Here is a 20,008-nt window from a genome sequence, read left to right as displayed (position 1 = left end):
TACTCAACGGTTACTTTCCTGTTGGAACCGCTTAGTCCGCTTACGCAAACTTTCGACTAGCGCCTCGATTTCATGCGCCATTTGTGGGCCGCGGTAAGCAAACGACGTCTCGTGATTAACGTATTGCTCATGGCGACTGGCACTGAACCAGTTGAACGAGCCGTTGCAGTACACGGTGTCATCACCAGTCAACGATTTGCTATGCACACGGTGCACAAAGAGGAGTTCAACTCCCTCCTGTCCAAGCGCATGCCGCGTTTTTTCCAACCGTTGCCATTGCTTTGCATTAGCCTCCGGGTCGGTCGCTTTTGTCACCCAGCCTGGGTCCGTATACACATGAATACGAACACCCCGCTGTACGGCCAAACGCATAGCCTCCATTGCTCCAATTTCATGAATACGGTCAAGGTTTATCCAAGGGGTTACTAGATGGACTTCCTGGCAGGCCTCATCAAAAAGCTTTAATAAAAAAGCGTCATGCTCGACCGCGTCACGCAGAACGGTCAGCCCGTGAGAAGCCCCACGCAAATCTGGCCGCGGTAGATACTCAAAGGACAACCGATTATCAGCTCGGGCGAAAAGGTAATGCGCCAAAAGACCGCGTGGCTGGCTTTTGGGTACAAGCTCGAATACATCCATGTCACCAAACACCAGGAAGCTATCCTTGGCTCGCGAAACCGCTACGTTCAACATACTTGGACTGCGATCGATAAAACCACCGTCAGCGTGCTTGGAATATACAGCGGAGAAAATAACGACGGGGCGTTCAGCACCCTGTAGCGAATGTACCGTACCTACTGTCATGCCATCCTTGCCACCCACAGCGATACCATGTTTTTCACAAGCATGTGCAATAGCAGCCACTTGCCCGCTAAAGGGCGTGACTACGCCAATAATGTCAGCCAGTGGTTTGTTATAGATACTCTCAAGCTCAGCTTTTTGTGATACCAGCCAAGCCGCCAAAGTGTCAGCTTCCAGCCTGTTTTGCCGGCTACCACCATGGCCCTGCTGACAGATCCCGTCAACGTGCAGATAGCCCAAGGCAGGCCACTGACTCTGAACGCTTTTGGGGCCTCGCCGTGGTATTAGCTTGTCGTGATAACAGAGCCGGTTGCAGTAGCGAATAATATCGTCATAACAGCGGCGGTGCTCGTACAGGAACATACCGCGGGCCAAGTTTGGGTCGTAATGGTAACGTGTGGCTTGCTGTGCGATTCGCATGACACTCCCGCTTGCAGCGGTCTTACCTAAGTCAGATAGCCGTTTGTAGAACTGTTCGTAAGTATCGGTGTTAATTAGTCCAGTACTGATTAAATTGCCAACATCTACGCGAGATGGAACCGACCAAATAGGCTCGATCTGCAAGGTATCGCCAATGACTAATGCCTGCCTCGCCAGGGCAAATGACGCACCAGCTACTTCAGGTAATACCTGACCCGCCTCGTCCACGATCAATAGATCGGCAAAGTCATACAGATAGTCCGTGCGGAAATCCTTGTCGGCGACATGCCGCTTGACGGCCATGAGGCTGGGTAACATGAAGAACGTTGACACCACACACGGCGTGAGCTTCATGCGACGATGCCAGCGGCGCTGCATGGCCTTGGGACCTTGACTGCGCCGCTCCTTTTCTACATCTAGCTCGCGCATTTCAAGTAACCAACGCCCCTCCCAATAGTGCGTTGCAAGCCGGAAGGCGTGAAAGCGGATCTGCGTATCGGCAAGCGCATCAGCTTCTGACAAGGTAAGCGTTTCTGCAGAACTGGAGATATTCAGTACAGCAAGAGCATCTTTCCAGCGCCCTAAAGCACGCTGCTCGGCTTGTTGCAGGAACTCGGCATTCAATATGCGCTGCCGCTGGACATGCTCAGCTTGTTTGGCATCTGACAAGCGCGTCTGCACGGTAGATTCAATGTGGTTAAGGCTCGTCCAGATAGGCGATTCCTCGTTTTCTCTAGGCCAATGCTCATGCACGAACAGACGCGCCCGGCGTAGTCGCTTTGCGGCTACTGGCGGTAGCCAAGCGAATAAGCCGTAAAATAGTGACTCATTAGCTCGCCATGCTTCCCATTGCTGCAACAGGTGTGCATAGCGTTGTACAGCCGCTTCGAGCTTGGCGGCCTGTTCGCGGCGCTGAGCCATGGTCTGCACCGGGTTTTCGCCTAGCTCGGCCTGTACTGCCATGCGTGCCTGTGCCAGAGCTGCCCATGCAGACTCCAGCGCTATTAACTTATCGGCCTCACCTTGCAGTTCCTTTCGTAGTCGCGCTACCAATACACCAACATCAGCGTCACCCAGCTCTGGAAATGCGATCCGTCCTGCCTTCAAATAATCAATTTCAGCTTGGTCAGCATATCCGGACGTTTCGACACGCTCGAAAAATGCACGAGTCTGATAGTGCTCCGTTTGTTTGCCTTCTTTGCCGATAGCGGGGAAATAAGCGCCAAAACTCTTTACCGAGGGTAACCAGCGTCCAGCCAGAGGCCCTTCTCCCTCAGCAAAGTCCTTACCAAAGGCATCGATTACATTAGTGACCGCCTGATTATTGGTGGAGGCTGCCACAATCACTGGAGGCTCGCCTCCAGCCAAAGCCGCGCGGGCCCAGAGGGTCGCGACAACCGACAGCAACATGGTTGTCTTACCTGTTCCCGGCGGGCCATTCACGGCCAGAATGTCTCCGTGCCGCGCCACTAACAAATGCGCCAGCGCATCTCGCTGAGCTTCAGCCAGGGGGAAAGTATTTCCAGAATGTGCCAACCGAGCGGAAAAGGCTGCATGTTTGGGCAAGCACGGTTCAGGCTCGCTTACCGTTTCGTTAGCGTAGGTATCAAACAACGGTACGGCGGGATTCGACTCGCGCAAGTGATCATATAGAGGCAGAACATGCTTATGGCTCGGACTAGAGAGCTGATTCTCTGGCAATAGCAGCCCATGATCCAAAGGCAGGAAGCCAGTATCGTCTGAAGAAAATCCCCGCCCAACCTTCTCCAGCAATCGCCGGCAAGCTTCAAGATATTTTGTCCACGCTTGCCTATAGCGCGCTACAGCCTGCTCATCATCTTCATCCTCGACAAATACCGTCACGGCCTCGAATGGATAAGTCGTCAAGTATGTATCTAGGTCGTCCATAGTCCCCAGCGCAAACGATCCCTGCTCAACGGGTTCTAGCAAATCACGTGGGATTACTGTACAGGCTTGCGGATATAGGCGTCCGTCACGCCTAAGACAAGCCTTGCTTAAAATCGGTGCAACAAATTCAGGAAGCCCTCGATTACGCTGCTTCCCATGTTCAAGCTTTACCTGATACAAAAGTGGCCGCACGATAACGTTGAGGCTATCTACCGAAGGCAACTGTTCCTCGAATAGCTTTTCGGTCAAGGGTAGCGGTAACCGCCCTTCGTATAGAATGTTTTTATCCAGCCGAGTGTATGCATTCAAATCATTTTTAGAGAGACTGCCACACCCTAATGCGGCATCAGCGAGAGAGTTACGCCAGTATTCGGCGAAGGTGCGAGATCTATCTTTCATGTCCTACCTTGGAGCGATGCATGGCCGTCTGCCATGCGGATTGTCGGGTAAATAATTGCCCGACCCTACCATCAATGTTCCAAAGCAAGTAATGCCCTTTGCTGAGTAAATGTTTACTTATTCAACAGAGTATTCTTCGCTAACCTATAGGTTAAAAGTTCTAAATGAGCTAAGAGCTGTGTTTAACTATCCATCATGCTGGCTCGCTTGATGCTAACTTCTGTACAGGTTCAATAAGTGCTACTACCGTCCAGCTTGCCTGGGGCTGCCAGCTGCTGTCCGGTGTGACGACACGGATCTTGTCCTGCGGGTCGCGGGCGAACAGTACCAGCGCCTTGCCTTCATGCAGCGCCTGATAGTCAGCCCAGCCAAAACCGTCCGTTAGCCGCGTGGTTCGGATCTCGTCTCCCCGCGCCAGTCGCCCGGCCAGCTGTGGATAAGTAAGGGCCGGACTGCCAAGCGCCTGACCACGGTGCTCTTCACTCGCGCGATGCTTATCGCTCCGCTGGCTGTCCTTGCCGCTGTACACGGTGTACAGCTCGTTGGCACCGAACTCATGGCGAAACCGCATGCTGGCGAGGGTGTTCAGTTCGCCCGCGGGAGATACGCCAAGCAGACGGCCGATCCCTACCAGATCCATATGCGCCTCGGCGTGCTGAGACGCCGGATTGCCAAAGTAAGTGGGCAGCTCATCCATGCGCGCGCTACTGATGTTATCCCAGTTCGAATCGGTCAACATGACGTGCACGCCCAGCTGTTGCAGGGCTTTGCCCAAGGCGCGAGCCACTGGGTTGGCACCGATGATGAGAAAGCCGGTCGGCGCGGGTTCGGCCACCTTGAGCAGACGAGCGAGCGGACGGGCCGTTGCGCTTTGCAGCACCACCGTGCCGATGATGACTGCAAAGGTGAGCGGCACCAGTAAGGCGGCATCATCATTTCCTTCGCTGGTCAGGCGAATCGCAAAGATTGCCGAGACGGCGGCCGCCACGATGCCACGCGGCGCAATCCAGCCCAGCAGTACCCGCTCGCGCCACGACAGCGTCGACCCCCAGGTCGAGACCAGCACGTTCAGCGGTCGCGCCACGAACAGGATTACCAGCAGCAGGATGAGTACCGCAGGTCCTAGCGCCAGCAAGGCATTCAGGTCCAGCCGCGCCGCCAGGAGAATGAACAGCCCGGAAATGAGCAGGACGCTCAGGTTCTCCTTGAAATGCAGGATCTCCCGTACATCGACATCCTTCATGTTCGCCAGGCACATGCCCATCAGCGTAACCGCCAGGAGACCCGACTCATGCACAAAGTGATTGGATACGATGAAGACGCCCAACACCGCTGCCAGGCTCGCCAGGTTGTACAGGTAATCCGGCAACCACTGCCGCTTCAGTACCTGCCCCAGCAGCCAGCCTCCGGCCAGACCGAACACACAGCCGCACACAATCACTGCGGCAAACGTCGTCAGGCTCTGACTGACCCCGCTACCGGCATCCCGGGCGACCACAAAGCTGTACACCACTACCGCCAGCAGCGCGCCAATAGGGTCGATGACGATGCCTTCCCAACGCAGGATGTTGGCCACCGACGCCCGAGGGCGCACCACCCTTAGCATCGGCACGATCACCGTTGGGCCGGTTACCAGTGTCATGCTGCCAAACAGCAGCGCCAGATCCCAGGCAAAGTCGAGCAGATAGTGGGTGGCAATGGTAATGACCGCCCACGTCACCAGTGCTCCGGCCGTCACCAGCCGATGCACCACACTGCCGATTTCCCGCCACTCGGACAGATGCAGCGTAAGGCTGCCTTCGAACAGGATCAGCGCCACCGCCATCGAGACGACAGGAAACAGGAGGGGTCCCAGCAGCGCCTGCGGATCGAGCCAGCCCGTGACCGGGCCAGCGAGGATGCCGCAGACCAGCAGAAACAAGATCGCCGGCAAGCGCAGCCGCCAGGCCAGCCACTGGCACATCAGGGCAATAATGCCGATACCGGCAAAAGCGAACAGGAGTTGTTGTTCGTGCATAGCGGTCCTTGGAATACGAGGGGGAAACATCAAGCGAGGAGCAGCACAGATGGCTGTCATGACTAGACCGTAGCGCCTTTGCGGCAATTCCTGACCTTACGTCGGCATCCCGCCTGCCACGAATTGCGAGATAAAGGCCGGAAACGACAACGCCCCGAATCACTCGAGGCGTTGCAGGTATGCAAACTTAAACAGTCAGCCTGACGAGTGAGCCGACACCCTTCTTTTTATTCATGCCTATAAAAACGCCGTTACCTCATCCAATAACGCTTCCGGCACTTCTTCCGGCAAGTAATGCCCACCGGGTAGCGCCCTGCCCTGCACATCGCTGGCTACCTTTTTCCACTCTGCAAGCGGGTCGAAGCATTTGCCTACGATGCCGTTAGCGCCCCAGAGTGCAAGGGTGGGCATGGTCAGCATTCGATTGGCGGCGCGATCGGCGCGGTCGTGCTCAAGGTCAATCGTGGCGCTAGCCCGGTAGTCTTCGCAGATGCCTCTGGCCGTGCCGGGCAATTTGAGGCAGCGCAGATACTCTTCAAACGCGCCATCCATGAACGGCGCAAGGCCTGCGCTGCGAGTGCCCATAACGCTGCGCAGGTAGAGATCCGGGTCGGCGTCGATAAGAGTTTCTGGCAACGGCGCCGGGCGGATCAGGAAAAACCAGTGCCAATAAGCGCGAGCAAAGGTTTCGTCGGTCTGGCTGTACATGGCCAGCGTAGGAGCGATATCGAGCAGGATCATTCGCCGTACCGCGGCGGGGTGATCCATCGCCAGGCGGTGGGCCACTCGGGCGCCGCGGTCATGGGCGAGCAGATCAAATGTGTCGAAGCCCAACGTTTGCATGAGCTCGATATTGTCTTGCGCCAGGGTGCGCTTGGCATACGTCAGGTGCTGCGGGTCAGCAGGCGGCTTGCCGCTATCGCCATAACCACGCAGGTCCGCCGCCACAACGGTGAATCGCTCAGCCAGCACAGGCGCTACCTTGCGCCAGATAATATGTGTTTGCGGATGCCCATGCAGCAGGAGCAATCCAGGCCCACTACCTCCGATCCGGTAGGCAATATCGACACCGTTGACATGGCACTGCGCTTTTTGAAAACCAGAGAACATGGGTGGGCGCTCCAGGTTAAGGTCGGGTTTATCCGGTGTACCGATTAGCGGCCCCGTTGAAAAGAGCCGGTGCCTAAAAAGGTGGACGACACGCTGTTTTAACCATCGTTGGCAAACGGCCATTATTTTTTTGCCAAGAGCGATTTATTTCACATTTTTGTACTCAAAGGGGCTCCGTCACTCATACCCTAAAACAATATGAGACTACCTACTTTCCTTTCCCGCCCCTTACTGAACGTGCTGGCCTTCACGACCTTAGCCTTGGGGAGCCATGCGGCGCTGGCTGCCGAGCCGTCTACCGCAACGCCGGTAGCCGTCAGTCAGGTGAATACTTCTGTTACCAGCTCCATCAATGACTTCACCAATGAGGACTGGCAGAACGGGGTCTATCGCAAGGCCGCCGGCTTTTCGATCCCGGCCACGCAGACCAACCAGAATGCGTTCAAGCCTGGAGCAAAGGTGCTCTTGGCAACGGGCGCGGTTGTGTTGGTCAAGCAGGTGCAGGTCGGCGACAAGAACATGGCCGTATGGGTAGAGGGTCCGCTGCTGGATGGCAGCACCGTAGGTTATCCGCGTCGGCTGACGGTTGGGCTCAATGGCGGCGATCCCGTCCCGCCCAAGGTCGTGCCGCAGGAAGAGTTCAGCACGCGTATCAATAACCTTACGAACGAGGACTGGCTCAAGGGCGTGTATCGAAAGGCAGCCGGTTTTTCCATTCCCGTTACTACCATGAACCGCAAGGGCTTCAAGCCCGGCGCAATTGTTCGCCTGGGGGATGGGCAAGAGCTGCTGGTGAAATCCGCCCAGGTAGTGGGGACAAGCATGGCGGTGTTTCTGGACAGTCCCGTATTGAATCCAGAATTGGTGGGATATCCGAAAAGACTGAGGTTCATAGCACCCGCACCTTGATAGAGTGCAGGCGTGATTGGAGGGAGGCGTTTGGTACGGCCGTGCCGGATGCCTCTCCCTTGATGGATATCGCCTTGCCTACGGGTCAGGTGCTCCGATCCAGGCTGCGGCGCTATATGACTACCGTCAGCCAACCGGTGCCCTATCGTGCCATCACCGCTGGTAGAATGCGCCGCCTGTTCCACCAGCCCTCGATGTCTCCATGTCCCGATTGAATCCTCGTCAACAGGAAGCCGTAAATTACATCAGCGGGCCGCTCCTGGTGCTGGCCGGTGCCGGTTCCGGCAAGACCAGCGTGATCACCCGCAAGATCGCCTACCTGATCCAGCAGTGCGGTATCCGCGCCCAGTACATTTGTGCCGTGACTTTTACCAACAAAGCCGCGCGGGAGATGAAGGAGCGGGTCAGCAGCCTGTTGCGTGGCGGGGAAGGCAAGGGTCTGACCGTGTCGACCTTCCACAACCTGGGCCTGAACATTATCCGCAAGGAATACGCCAAGCTGGGGTACAAGCCGGGCTTTTCCATCTTCGATGAGGGCGACATCAAGGCGCTGCTCACGGACATCATGCAGAAGGAGTATTCCGGAGACGACGGCGCCGATGAGATCAAGAACTACATCGGCAACTGGAAGAATGACCTCGTGCTGCCTGAGGAAGCGCTGGCTAAGGCCCGTACGCCCAAGGAGCAGACGGCCGCCGTGGTGTACCTGCATTATCAGCGCACGCTCAAGGCCTATAACGCCGTAGACTTTGACGACCTGATCCTGCTGCCGGTCAAGCTCTTCCAGGACAACCCCGACGTGCTGGAGAAGTGGCGCAACCGCATCCGTTACATGCTGGTGGACGAATACCAGGACACCAACGCGAGCCAGTACCTGCTGGTCAAGCTCCTGGTGCAGGATCGCGCGCAGTTCACTGTGGTGGGCGATGATGACCAGTCCATTTATGCGTGGCGTGGGGCACGGCCGGAAAACCTCATGCAGCTCAAGGATGACTTTCCTTCGCTCAAGGTCGTGATGCTGGAGCAGAACTATCGCTCCACCAGCCGTATTCTCAAGTGCGCAAATATCCTGATCGCTAACAACCCGCACGTATTCGAAAAGCAGCTGTGGAGCGAGATGGGTCATGGCGATCCGATCCGCGTGATCCGCTGCCGCAACGAGGATGCCGAGGCCGAGCGCATCGCGCTGGAAATCCTTACCCTGCACCTGAAGACGCAACGACCATATTCGGACTTTGCCATCCTCTACCGAGGCAACCACCAAGCCAAGCTGATGGAGCTCAAGCTCCAGCACCATCAGATTCCGTATCGGCTGTCGGGCGGCACGAGCTTCTTCTCTCGTCAGGAGGTAAAGGACCTGATGTCCTATTTCCGCCTGTTGGTAAACCCGGATGATGACAACGCCTTTTTGCGTGTGATCAACGTACCGCGCCGCGAGATCGGCTCGACAACGCTTGAAAAGCTTGGCAACTACGCCACGCAGCGGCAGATCTCCATGTATGCCGCAGCCGACGAGATGGGGCTGTCCGAGCACTTGGATGCGCGCTACACCGAGCGCCTTGCCCGCTTCAAGCGCTTCATTGATGGTGTGCGCCAGCAGTGCGCTCAGAACGATCCGATCATGGCGTTGCGCAGCATGGTCATGGACATCGACTACGAGAATTGGATTCGCCAGAACGCCTCCAGCGACAAGGTGGCCGAATTCCGCATGGGCAACGTCTGGTTCCTGATCGACGCGCTGAAGAACACGCTCGAAAAGGACGAAGACGGCGACATGACCATCGAAGAGGCCATCGCCAAGCTGGTCCTGCGGGACATGCTTGAACGCCAGCAGGAAGAAGAGGAAGGCGCCGATGGTGTGCAGATGATGACGCTGCACGCCTCCAAGGGTCTGGAGTTTCCCTACGTGTTCATCATGGGCATGGAAGAGGAAATCCTTCCGCACCGCTCCAGCATCGAGACGGACAGCGTGGAGGAAGAGCGCCGTCTGGCCTATGTAGGTATTACCCGCGCTCGCCAGACGCTGGCCTTCACCTTTGCCGCCAAGCGCAAGCAGTACGGCGAGGTGATTGATTGCACCCCGAGCCGTTTCCTTGATGAACTACCACCTGAAGACCTAGAGTGGGAAGGACAGGAAGATGCTCCGGTAGAAGTCAAAGCGGCGCGGGGCAATGACGCACTGGCTGCGATGAGGGCGATGCTCAAGCGATAAAGCATAGTAGTATCTACATCTGCCAATCAGTCAGGTAATGTGAAACTATATCTAAGCCTTGTAAAAAACAGAAACTTTTGAACATATTTATATGGCTTTTAGAGAAACTTTTTTGCGGATTACTTTTAATAAAATTTTACCTAATTTTAAATTAAGGTATAAAAATAAACTAAAAATTAGCAAAACAACGCAAGGTTAAGAGCAATGAACCCGCACACAAGACAGCCTGTCTCGCCTCAATCAATTATTTCTAGTTTATGGAGCAACAAACAATTAATTTTACAAATGACGAAGCGGGAAGTGATCGGACGCTATAGAGGCTCTGCATTAGGCCTAGCATGGTCGTTCTTGAATCCTATTCTCATGTTGAGTGTATATACATTTGTTTTCTCAGTTGTCTTTAAAGCCAAATGGAGCACTAGCAACGTACAGAGCGAGAGTAACCAAGCAATATTTGCAATTATGCTTTTTGTAGGACTGATCATTCACGGCATCTTTGCAGAGGTTCTAAACAAAGCCCCTAGCCTAATAATAAGCAACTCAAATTATGTAAAAAAAGTAATATTTCCTCTTGAAATACTGCCTTTCATATCCATGGGAACAGCATTTTTCCATGCAATTATAAGCACTGTAGTCCTATTAGTCGCTCAGACAATTTTTATAGGCCTTCCGCCAATAACAGCTTTTCTTATACCTATTATTTTTATTCCTTTAATGATCTTGACGATAGGCTTGGCCCTGTTTCTAGCATCCATAGGAACTTACCTTAGAGATGTAGCACAAACTATTGGGATAGTAACAACCATAATGCTGTTTCTATCTCCTGTATTTTTCCCTATCAGTGCATTACCAAAAGAATTTCAGCCATTTATTTTGGCAAACCCGTTAACCTTCATAATAGAGCAGGCCAGACTGGTCTTAGTCGAAGGAATTTTGCCTGACTTTCTAGGATTATTAGTATATTTTATTTCTGCTTTAGCTGTAGCTTGGTTTGGTTATGCTTGGTTTCAAATAACACGTAAAGGATTTTCAGATGTCCTCTGAATTAAATCAGACTAAGCCTTACACAGTGTCATTAAAAGACAGTTTAGCTATTGACGTCACAGCGCTGAGCAAATGCTTCCATATTTATGACCTTCCGCGACACAGGCTCCAACAGTTAATTTTCGCTCCGATATTTAATAAAAACCTAAAGCTCTATAAGGAATTTTGGGCTCTACGCGATATAAGCTTTAAAATATATAGAGGAGAGACGATTGGAATTATTGGAAAGAATGGATCCGGTAAGTCTACCCTTCTACAAATTATTTGTGGGACATTGACACCCACGTCCGGAAGAGTAGAAACAAATGGAAGAGTAGCTGCACTGCTTGAGCTAGGCTCCGGCTTTAACCCAGAATTTACAGGTCGAGAAAATATTTATTTAAATGGAGCAGTTCTTGGGTTAAGTAAAGAGGAAATTGACCAGCGATTCGAAGCTATTGTCCATTTCGCAGATATTGGAGATTTTATTGAGCAACCGGTGAAATCTTACTCAAGCGGCATGAGTGTGCGCTTAGCTTTCGCAGTAGCTATAAATGCTGATCCGGAGATACTAGTTATTGATGAAGCGCTCTCGGTAGGAGATGAATTATTTCAGAGAAAATGCTTCTCTCGTATAGAGCAGATAAAGAAAAACGGTGCAACCATACTATTTGTATCCCACTCAGGTGGTACAGTAATTGAATTATGTGATAGAGCTATACTTATAGACTCTGGCCAGCTACTAATTGACGCTGCCCCTAAAGAAGTAGTAGGCAAATATCAAAAGTTGCTATATGCATCACCACAGAACCGCGAAGAAATAAGAAACAGTATATTAAATGGATCTATTGATTCATCTAAAAATAAGAATAGTCAAAACAAAAAAACCGAAAAATTAAAATTAGATGAGTTCCATCAAAATGAAACTTTTGATGCGTCGCTTGTACCTTCAAGTACAATAGCTTATGAAGAAAAAGGCGCTTGTATTGAGGCACCAAGAATCGAAACTTTAGACGGCAAAAAAGTTAATAACATAATTCGCGGGAAAAACTATTTTTACAAATATACCGTGTCCTTTAGTGAACCAGCTTTTTTAGTACGTTTCGGCATGCTTATAAAAAGCCTTAGTGGGATTGAGTTAGGCGGAGCAATTTCCGCTAGTAAAACTAGCGAAGGAATACCCTATGTCGCCGCTGGGCAAAAGATAATAGTGCAATTCAAATTTACCTGCGCCCTAAACCCAGGCCTGTATTTCTTAAATGCAGGAGTACAGGGAACAAGAGACGGCGCAGAAACATATCTTCATAGATTGTTGGATGTAGCGACCTTCAGGGTTCAGCCAGAAGAAAATTTACTGGCAACCAGCCTTGTTGATTTTAGCTGTGAACCTAACTTTGAAATTTCTGGCGTTGATAACATATGAATAGCAAAAAAATTATTGTTGTATTAGGCATGCATAGAAGTGGGACCAGCACTATAACCCGCAGCCTTCAAGCGCTAGGAGTATCTTTAGGAGACAAGTTGCATCCGGCTGGCTTTGATAATCCTAAAGGCTTTTGGGAGGACGAAGACGTTATCCAGCTAAACGAGCTTCTATTAAGAGATATTGGCTCAGCCTACGATAGATTAGGACTTACTTCATCAGCTTTTATGAGCGAGCCTATTATCCAAGAGCATCTTAGCCGTGCTGTTGGTATCTTAAAGAAAAAAATTGAAAACACTTCTTTATGGGGAGTTAAGGATCCTCGAATTTCCAGACTACTCCCTTTTTGGAAAAAGGTTTTTGAGACATTAGAAATAGATATAAGATACGTAATCTCTTTAAGAAACCCCCTCAGTGTCGCGGCCTCCCTCGAAAAGAGAAATGGGTTTGAAAGCTCCAAATCTTACTATTTGTGGCTAGAGCATGTACTGCCCGCATTAAACATAGTAAAGAATGAAAACCATGTCATTGTTAGTTATGACCAAGTTCTCAGTGCGCCTAGAGATCAGCTTACCCGTATAGCAGAAGCCTTAGATTTAAAAGTATCGAATGATGAGCTTCAAGAATTTGAAAAAAGCTTTATAGATAATTCCTTAAGGCATACGGCGCATACTCAAGACGACCTAGAGACCGCCCAGGATGTCCCAGAACTCGTGAAGAGAACTTATAATTTTTTACACACAGCGGCATTAGATCATATCGATATAAGCTCTCCCCAATATATCAACTCTATTAATGAGCTTCTTCAAAATTTAAATGAAATCGAGCCAGCCCTTAAACTTATAGCCAAAAGGGAGAGTAGTCTAATTTCCGCAAATGAGCAAATAGTAAGCAGAGATAGCTCTATTAAGCACATAACAGAAAACTATCTAAGCCTGGAAACGAAACTACAGTTAGCTAATAAAAATATTGAAGAGCTAAATGACCATATAATTTCTTTAGAACAAAAACTCGCAAGCGCTGCTGATAGAAATATAGAGTTAGAAAATTTAATAGATGATCGTGCAAAGGAAATCATCAACCAAAGCAGCCTTATAGAAAGCACTATTGATCAACTGAAAAAAACACAAGAAATTATTACAGAGCAAAATAATAATCTAGCGCTACAAAGCAGTAGAATAAAAGCCATGTCCCAAGAAATTGAAGCATTAAAAAATTCACTTACTGAAAAAGAAAAAGAAATATCCTCTCTTCTCTCAGAAATTAATAGCGGAAAAGAAAAGGAAAAATTATACACCTCGCTACAAATTAGAAAAACCGAAGAAATGTCACAAGAAATTGAAGCTTTAAATAATTTACTTGCAAAAAAAGATAAAGAAATAGCTTCTTTCCTTTCAGAGATCGAAGCTGAGAAAGAAAAAGAAAAATCATATCTCTCTTTAATAGAGCAGAAGACCAGATCAGAGCTTAAACTCTCAGAGCATATAAATTATCTTGAAAAATATTCAAAATTTTCCTCCAGCACTTTAGAGGCAATATTAAAGTCTAAGGTTTGGCGCTTTTCAACATCTATAAAAAACCTAAGCAAAGTTAAATCTAAAGCTCACCCTTTAAATCATTTACTTACGAAATTTTATGATTTCGATAAGAGTTTTTACTTAAGTCAATACAAGGACGTAGCGGCCTCTAAAATCTCCGCAGAGGACCACTTTATTTTATACGGAGCATTAGAAAGGAGGAAGCCTAACAAAAATACAGAATATGGCGGAGGCATGGTCCGAACGATAGAGCATGGAGATCACTCGGTTAAAGAAGCGCAAAAAAATGATAATTCAATCGAAGAACATGATGTCTTAAATAATATAAATCTAAATCCATTAATGGAAAAAACATCTAACAACGAAAGCATTGAAATTCACGGTGTAGAATCAGCACAACTGAATAATGTAGAAAGTGAACTTCATAGACAACACTACTTACATGATAACGAACTTGATCCTGAGTTCTATCTTGCCTTATATCCTGATTTAAAGAACGCTGGGATAGATCCGTATCAGCATTATATAAACCATGGCCGAAGTGAAAAACGCTTAGGCCGAATGCCCGATCTGATTTATAAGGGAAACCTTGAAAAACTCTCTCAAAATAAGAAAACAATTCTTGTCGTTAGTCATGAAGCATCAAGAACAGGCGCGCCTGTATTAAGTCTAAACATCGTCCAGGAGTTGATTAAGGAAAATAATGTAGTAGCCTTATTACTTGGGCCAGGTCCTCTAGTAAATGAATTTTACAAAGCTGGTGCTATTTGTATAGGACCTTTGGAGTTAAGAGGGCATCCTATACTTGCTGAGCTCATGATGAATCAGCTAGTAAGTATGTGTAAATTTGATTTTGCAATAATCAATAGCATTGAATCTCGTGTTGTTCTTTCTAGCTTAGCTAAGAATTTCGTACCTACTTTAAGTCTAATCCATGAATTCGCTTCATATACCAGACCTAGACATGCTTTCTATGAAGCGCTATTTTGGTCAGGAGAAGCGATTTTCTCCACATCCCTTACATTAGAAAGTGCACAGAAAGAATATCCTGAGATGAGGAATCGTAATTTTCATGTGCTTCCGCAAGGGCGTAGCCTGGTACCAAATGATGAAGTTGATGAGAAACTAGTTGAAGACGAGATCAAGCGCATTCGACATGCTATGCGACCTAATAATAATGGCAATACAGATTCTTTCATAATATTAGGCGCAGGTTATGTGCAGCTTCGTAAAGGCGTTGACCTTTTTATAGATTGTGCTTCAAAAATTGCGCAATCGGCCGTTGGAAGCAAATGTAGATTTGTCTGGGTTGGTAAAGGCTTCGACTCAGAAAATGACGCCTCTTATTCAGTATATTTAGCTGATCAAATTCACCGTGCAGGCTTGGAAAAAAACCTGACGTTTATTGAAGAGACCTCTGCTATAGATGCTGTATATGAGCAAGCAGATTTACTTTTACTGTCTTCGCGTTTAGATCCTTTACCTAATGTAGCTATTGACGCAATGGCACATGGTCTGCCTGTTGTCTGCTTCGATAAGACAACAGGAATAGTAGACTTTTTAAAATCTGCTAAATTAGAAGATTCATGTGTGGCAAAATATTTAGATACATCAGACATGGCTAGTAAAATTTTGAAGCTAGTTAACAACAAGGAACTATATAATACCGTTAGTGATGCGTCGAAAAATAAATCTTTAGAATATTTCAATATGAAGAAGTATATTAAAGAAATTAAAAATATTGCTCACCATGTTATTAATCTATCAAATCAAGAACAGCTGGATCTTGAAGAAATTGCTAAATCTAATTTAACTGACTTTGGCTTCCTTACTGCACCTGATGAAAAAGACAAAACTCACGCTGAAATATTACGAAAGTATGTCCGTTCGTGGGCTACCGGTATAAATAAAAGAAAACCCTTTCCTGGTTTCAACCCCGAAATTTACTTAGAGCATAAAGGAGGTTCTGAGTTACGAGCGGATCCTTTTGCAGAATTTTTACGCGATGGTCAACCTAAAGGGCCTTGGCTGAGCCCTACCCTTTCGCTTTCAAACAATAAATCAGAGCTCCCTCAAAATAGTGAAGTGGCTTTGCATATTCATGCATATTATCCGGAGCTTTTATCAGAAATATTATCTCGACTTGAGAAAAACCAGTTATTACCCGACCTTTTCATTAGCACTAAAGATAATTCTGCAGTAAATCATATTTCTGCTCTACTAGAGTCTTACCAAGGAAAGGTTGTAGTTATTCAAGCTGTAAAAAACTGCGGCAGGGATATTGGCCCTTTCTTAACAGCCTTCGGTGAAAAACTACTAAATTATGAGTTTGTAGGACATTTGCATACTAAAAAAACTGCTGATGTCGCAGACCAAACAATGGGGCAGACATGGTATCGCTTCCTACTCGACAATTTAATAGGCAGTGACGACTTAACAGCGGCTGATACAATATTAGCCACTATGAGATCTAGGAAGAATATAGGCATAGTATTTCCTGATGATCCACATGTCGTATCTTGGGGCCTAAATAAATTCTATGCAGAAAACCTAGCCCACCGTTTGCATCTCAACGAACTCCCTAAAAGCTTTAGCTTTCCTGTTGGAACTATGTTTTGGGCTCGCTCTCAAGCTTTAAAAATTATGTTTAATGAATTCAAAAGCTGGGACCTTTACCCAGCAGAGCCACTACCTTATGACGGTAGCATGCTGCACGCGCTAGAGCGTCTCTTTCCTCTTGTATGCAAAGAGGCCGGCTTTGAAGTCTTACTTACTTATGTAAAAGATGTATCTCGCTAATATGTCTTAGCCAGATAGTACAGGGATAGGCTAATGTTATTAATAGTGAGCATATTAAAAAGAATTGTTGCTACAACCCTTCTACATATAGCAGGAAAAGCAAAAAATTTTGATAGATTATTTTATTTAGAGCAGTATCCAGACGTAAGAAATGCAGGCATTGACCCTGCCGAACACTATCTTCGGTATGGTTTAAGGGAGGGCCGTCTAGCCAAGCCTGAAAAGCTTATTTGGTCCGGTAGTTTTGAAAATTTATCACCTGAGCGAGAAACTATTCTAATAGTAAGTCATGAAGCCTCGCTCACTGGCGCGCCAGTTCTAAGTCTTAACTTGGTAAAAGGCTTTGCTAATACTTATAATATAATAACTATAATTTTAGGCGACGGCCCTTTAAAAGAATCTTTCTCAAAACTTAGCAACATACTAATTGGCCCAATAGACTTACGTAGGAACCCGTGGGCGCTCAATGGTTTTTTTGAGAAAAATCTAGATAAATTAGAAATAAAATATGCATTTGTAAACAGTATAGAGTCCCGCTTTGTACTTCCTTCATTAGCGAACAGATTAATCCCTACGATAAGCTTACTACATGAGTTCTCTGCATATACTAGACCTCTAGGAGCTTTTAAGGATGCAATATTTTGGTCTAACTCAACCGTATTCTCAACGAAACTAACTCTACAAAGTGCAATTAAGGACCACCCTGAATTAAAAATTGAAAACTCTCCTATTATCCCTCAGGGAAAATGTACCCTTGTTCAGAAAAACTCAATCCATAAAAGAGACACTTATGAATTAGAATTAATCAAAGACAAAGTGCTTGGAAAAATTATCAGGGAAGAAAAAATACTGATCCTTGGTGCAGGCTCAGTACAACTTCGCAAAGGGGTGGATTTATTTATTGATTGTGCGGCCCATATGGTAAGCAAACGTCCAAACTCTAATTTTCATTTTGTTTGGATCGGTAAGGGATATGATCCAATACATGACGCCAACTATTCTGTTTACCTAAAAGATCAAATTCAAAGATCAAACTTAGAAAGCACAGTAACCTTTTTAAGAGAAACAGAAGAAATAGAAAGCATATATAGCTTAGCAAAAATTCTTTTATTAACATCCCGCTTAGATCCTCTACCAAACGTAGCTATTGACGCCTTAACAGCAGGTTTACCTATAGTCTGCTTTGAAAAAACGACTGGTATATCTGAGTTCTTAGAACAAGCAACTATTTCCAACAGCTGTGTAGCTAGCTACCTTGATACAAAAGACATGGCTGAAAAGGCTATTAATCTTATTTTTTCTGAAGACCACTATAAGCACACTTCACAAGTTTCAAAGAGCACTGCTACAAAATACTTTAACATGGAAAAATACATTAAAGAGCTAGACCAGCTAGCTAGAAATGTAGCCATGAAAAACATACAGGAGAAAGCTGATTTAGAAACTGTTAGAGAATACGGAGACCTTAATATCGAATTCTGCTATCCCCGTACAAACGACCTTGATAGTTCATTACGAGTTTACATTAGGTCATGGGCTAGCGGTATTGGTAAGCGTAAGCCTTTTCCAGGTTTTCATCCAGATGTATACACTGAACGACACGGCACAAGTATAAGGGGCGGTGACCCCTATGCAGATTATTTGAGAGCAGGATGCCCTAAAGGTCCTTGGCTCCAAAAAGTAATTACACCAAAAAGCCGAACAATTTCATTATCGAATAAATTCCAAGGCAAAGTAGCCTTACATATACACGCTTATTACCCAGCATTATTTCCCGAGCTTTTAAATAGAATTAACAAGAACAGCTTCCATCCTGATCTCTTTATAAGTGTAAAAGATAGCGCGTCTCTAGATCTCATTGAAAAATATCTATCCAACTACCAAGGGCGTGTCAATAAAATTGAAGTTGTACCTAACATTGGTAGAGACATAGGACCGTTCCTGACCACATTCAGAAATGACATCTGTTCCTATGACTTAATAGGACACATGCATACTAAAGCAAGTGCCGATATTGCAGATAAAGAGATAGGAAAAACTTGGTATGAGTTCTTGCAAGATAATTTATTAGGTAATAACTATAATAAAATGATTGATATCATAATTAGTCATTTTGCAAATGATTCAAGTTTAGGTTTAGTTTTTCCTGATGATCCTAATGTTATCGGCTGGGGGGCCAATAAGCTATTCGCTGAAAAGTTAAAGGCACGACTGAAACTGAAGGAGCTACCAGAGCACTTCAATTTTCCCGTTGGTACAATGTTTTGGGCTAGAGTAGCGGCCCTAAAGCCACTATGGGATTTGAATCTCAGCTGGCAGGACTATCCTAAAGAACCGCTGCCCTATGATGGCTCGTTGCTTCATGCACTGGAAAGAATATTTCCGTTGGTCTTAGAAAAGTCAAACAGTTATAGTGCAGTGACTTATATTTCAGGTGTATCAAGATGAAGATTGTGATTTTTGGCGGCGGTGGTTTTATTGGTTCAGCTATCGCTGATCGCTTGCTTATGGATAACCATGAGCTAAGGATTTTTGAAAGGCCTCGCATAGAACCTTATCGAAAGTTCAGACCAACTGAACATGTTGAATGGGTAACAGGCGACCTCATGAGCACTCATGACGTAAGCCAAGCGGTTTCAGGCGCGGATGTCGTATTACACCTTGTCTCAACTACTTTGCCTAAAAGTTCAAATGACGATCCTCTTTATGATGTGCAGACTAATTTAGTCGCTACCTTACAAATGTTAAATGCCATGGATGCTCAGGGCGTACGACGAATCGTATTTATATCTTCAGGAGGAACAGTATACGGCCCTCCAAGCTACCTTCCTATTGATGAAAGACATCCTACTGAACCCCTAGTGTCTTATGGAATAACAAAACTAGCCATAGAAAAATATTTATTAATGTATGAGCATTTGCATGGGATTAAAGCCCATATTTTACGCGTAACAAATCCATTTGGAGAGAGGCAAAGGATAGAAACAGCGCAAGGGGCGGTAGGAGTTTTCCTTAGTAGAGCTCTGCGGAATAAAGCTATTGATATCTGGGGGGACGGTACTGTTACGCGTGATTATCTATATGTTGGCGACGTAGCAGATGCCTTTGCAAAAATTGTTCACTACGATGGATCTAAATCGGTTTTTAATATTAGCTCCGGTAGAGGAACTAGTTTAAATCAATTGGTAAGCACAATTGAGGATGTATTAGGGAAACCTATACATTGTAATTACCTACCTGGAAGGCCATTCGATGTTCCGGTTAGCGTATTAGGAAACAGCTTAGCCCAGCATGAGTTAGGATGGTCACCTACTGTGCATCTGAAAGATGGTATAGCTAGAACTGCTGAATGGATGGCTAACCAGTTGCACAAGAATAATAAATTAGATTAGAAGTTACAGCATGGTAGTGTTTGCAACTATACCACCGCGTTCAACGCAGGCTTACAG

10 protein-coding genes are annotated in these 20,008 nt (G+C 47.0%); 7 read left to right on the top strand and 3 right to left on the bottom strand.

Going from position 1 to position 20,008, the window contains the following annotated elements:
• Positions 1 to 3: 3 nt before the first annotated feature.
• The 3 genes from JQR90_RS00765 to JQR90_RS00755 all read right to left on the bottom strand — a co-directional run bounded on the left by JQR90_RS00765 (position 4) and on the right by JQR90_RS00755 (position 6,655).
• Complete coding sequence (locus tag JQR90_RS00765) at positions 4 to 3,528, bottom strand: AAA domain-containing protein (RefSeq protein ID WP_010796494.1); 3,525 nt, start codon at positions 3,526 to 3,528, stop codon at positions 4 to 6.
• A 193-nt stretch (positions 3,529 to 3,721) separates the two neighbouring features.
• Positions 3,722 to 5,545 (bottom strand): cation:proton antiporter, encoded by a 1,824-nt coding sequence (locus tag JQR90_RS00760; RefSeq protein WP_434140286.1) that lies wholly within the window; start codon positions 5,543 to 5,545, stop codon positions 3,722 to 3,724.
• A gap of 237 nt (positions 5,546 to 5,782) precedes the next feature.
• Entirely contained in the window at positions 5,783 to 6,655 is an 873-nt protein-coding gene (locus JQR90_RS00755; RefSeq protein WP_312271253.1) for an alpha/beta fold hydrolase, read from the bottom strand.
• A 198-nt stretch (positions 6,656 to 6,853) separates the two neighbouring features.
• On the opposite strand from JQR90_RS00755, the gene JQR90_RS00750 reads away from it, so the two are divergent.
• The 7 genes from JQR90_RS00750 to JQR90_RS00720 all read left to right on the top strand — a co-directional run bounded on the left by JQR90_RS00750 (position 6,854) and on the right by JQR90_RS00720 (position 19,951).
• Positions 6,854 to 7,564: a hypothetical protein gene (locus tag JQR90_RS00750; protein WP_434140285.1), complete on the top strand. Its 711-nt coding sequence runs from the start codon at positions 6,854 to 6,856 to the stop codon at positions 7,562 to 7,564.
• Between the two features lie 202 nt (positions 7,565 to 7,766).
• Positions 7,767 to 9,776 carry a DNA helicase Rep gene (rep, locus tag JQR90_RS00745; protein WP_074821216.1) on the top strand — a complete coding sequence of 670 codons (2,010 nt, stop codon included), beginning with the start codon at positions 7,767 to 7,769 and terminating at the stop codon, positions 9,774 to 9,776.
• Between the two features lie 204 nt (positions 9,777 to 9,980).
• The gene (locus JQR90_RS00740) at positions 9,981 to 10,820 is read left to right on the top strand and encodes an ABC transporter permease (protein ID WP_286787266.1); all 840 of its coding nucleotides are present in this window, start codon (positions 9,981 to 9,983) and stop codon (positions 10,818 to 10,820) included.
• Positions 10,810 to 12,222 (top strand): ABC transporter ATP-binding protein, encoded by a 1,413-nt coding sequence (locus JQR90_RS00735; RefSeq protein ID WP_286787267.1) that lies wholly within the window; start codon positions 10,810 to 10,812, stop codon positions 12,220 to 12,222. The genes JQR90_RS00740 and JQR90_RS00735 overlap by 11 nt, the downstream gene beginning before the upstream one ends.
• On the top strand, positions 12,219 to 16,559 hold the full coding sequence (locus JQR90_RS00730) for a rhamnan synthesis F family protein (RefSeq protein WP_434140284.1): 4,341 nt from the start codon (positions 12,219 to 12,221) through the stop codon (positions 16,557 to 16,559). The genes JQR90_RS00735 and JQR90_RS00730 overlap by 4 nt, the downstream gene beginning before the upstream one ends.
• A gap of 33 nt (positions 16,560 to 16,592) precedes the next feature.
• On the top strand, positions 16,593 to 19,007 hold the full coding sequence (locus JQR90_RS00725; RefSeq protein WP_312124233.1) for a rhamnan synthesis F family protein: 2,415 nt from the start codon (positions 16,593 to 16,595) through the stop codon (positions 19,005 to 19,007).
• Positions 19,004 to 19,951 (top strand): NAD-dependent epimerase/dehydratase family protein, encoded by a 948-nt coding sequence (locus tag JQR90_RS00720; RefSeq protein WP_434140283.1) that lies wholly within the window; start codon positions 19,004 to 19,006, stop codon positions 19,949 to 19,951. Before JQR90_RS00725 ends, JQR90_RS00720 begins: the two co-directional genes overlap by 4 nt.
• Positions 19,952 to 20,008 lie beyond the last annotated feature (57 nt).

The organism is Pseudomonas sp. JZ114 (assembly GCF_051027705.1).
In the GTDB taxonomy this organism is placed as follows: Bacteria; Pseudomonadota; Gammaproteobacteria; order Pseudomonadales; family Pseudomonadaceae; genus Chryseomonas; species Chryseomonas luteola.
Note: the sequence above shows the minus strand (reverse complement) of the source record. Positions and strands in the feature narration are given on the sequence as shown.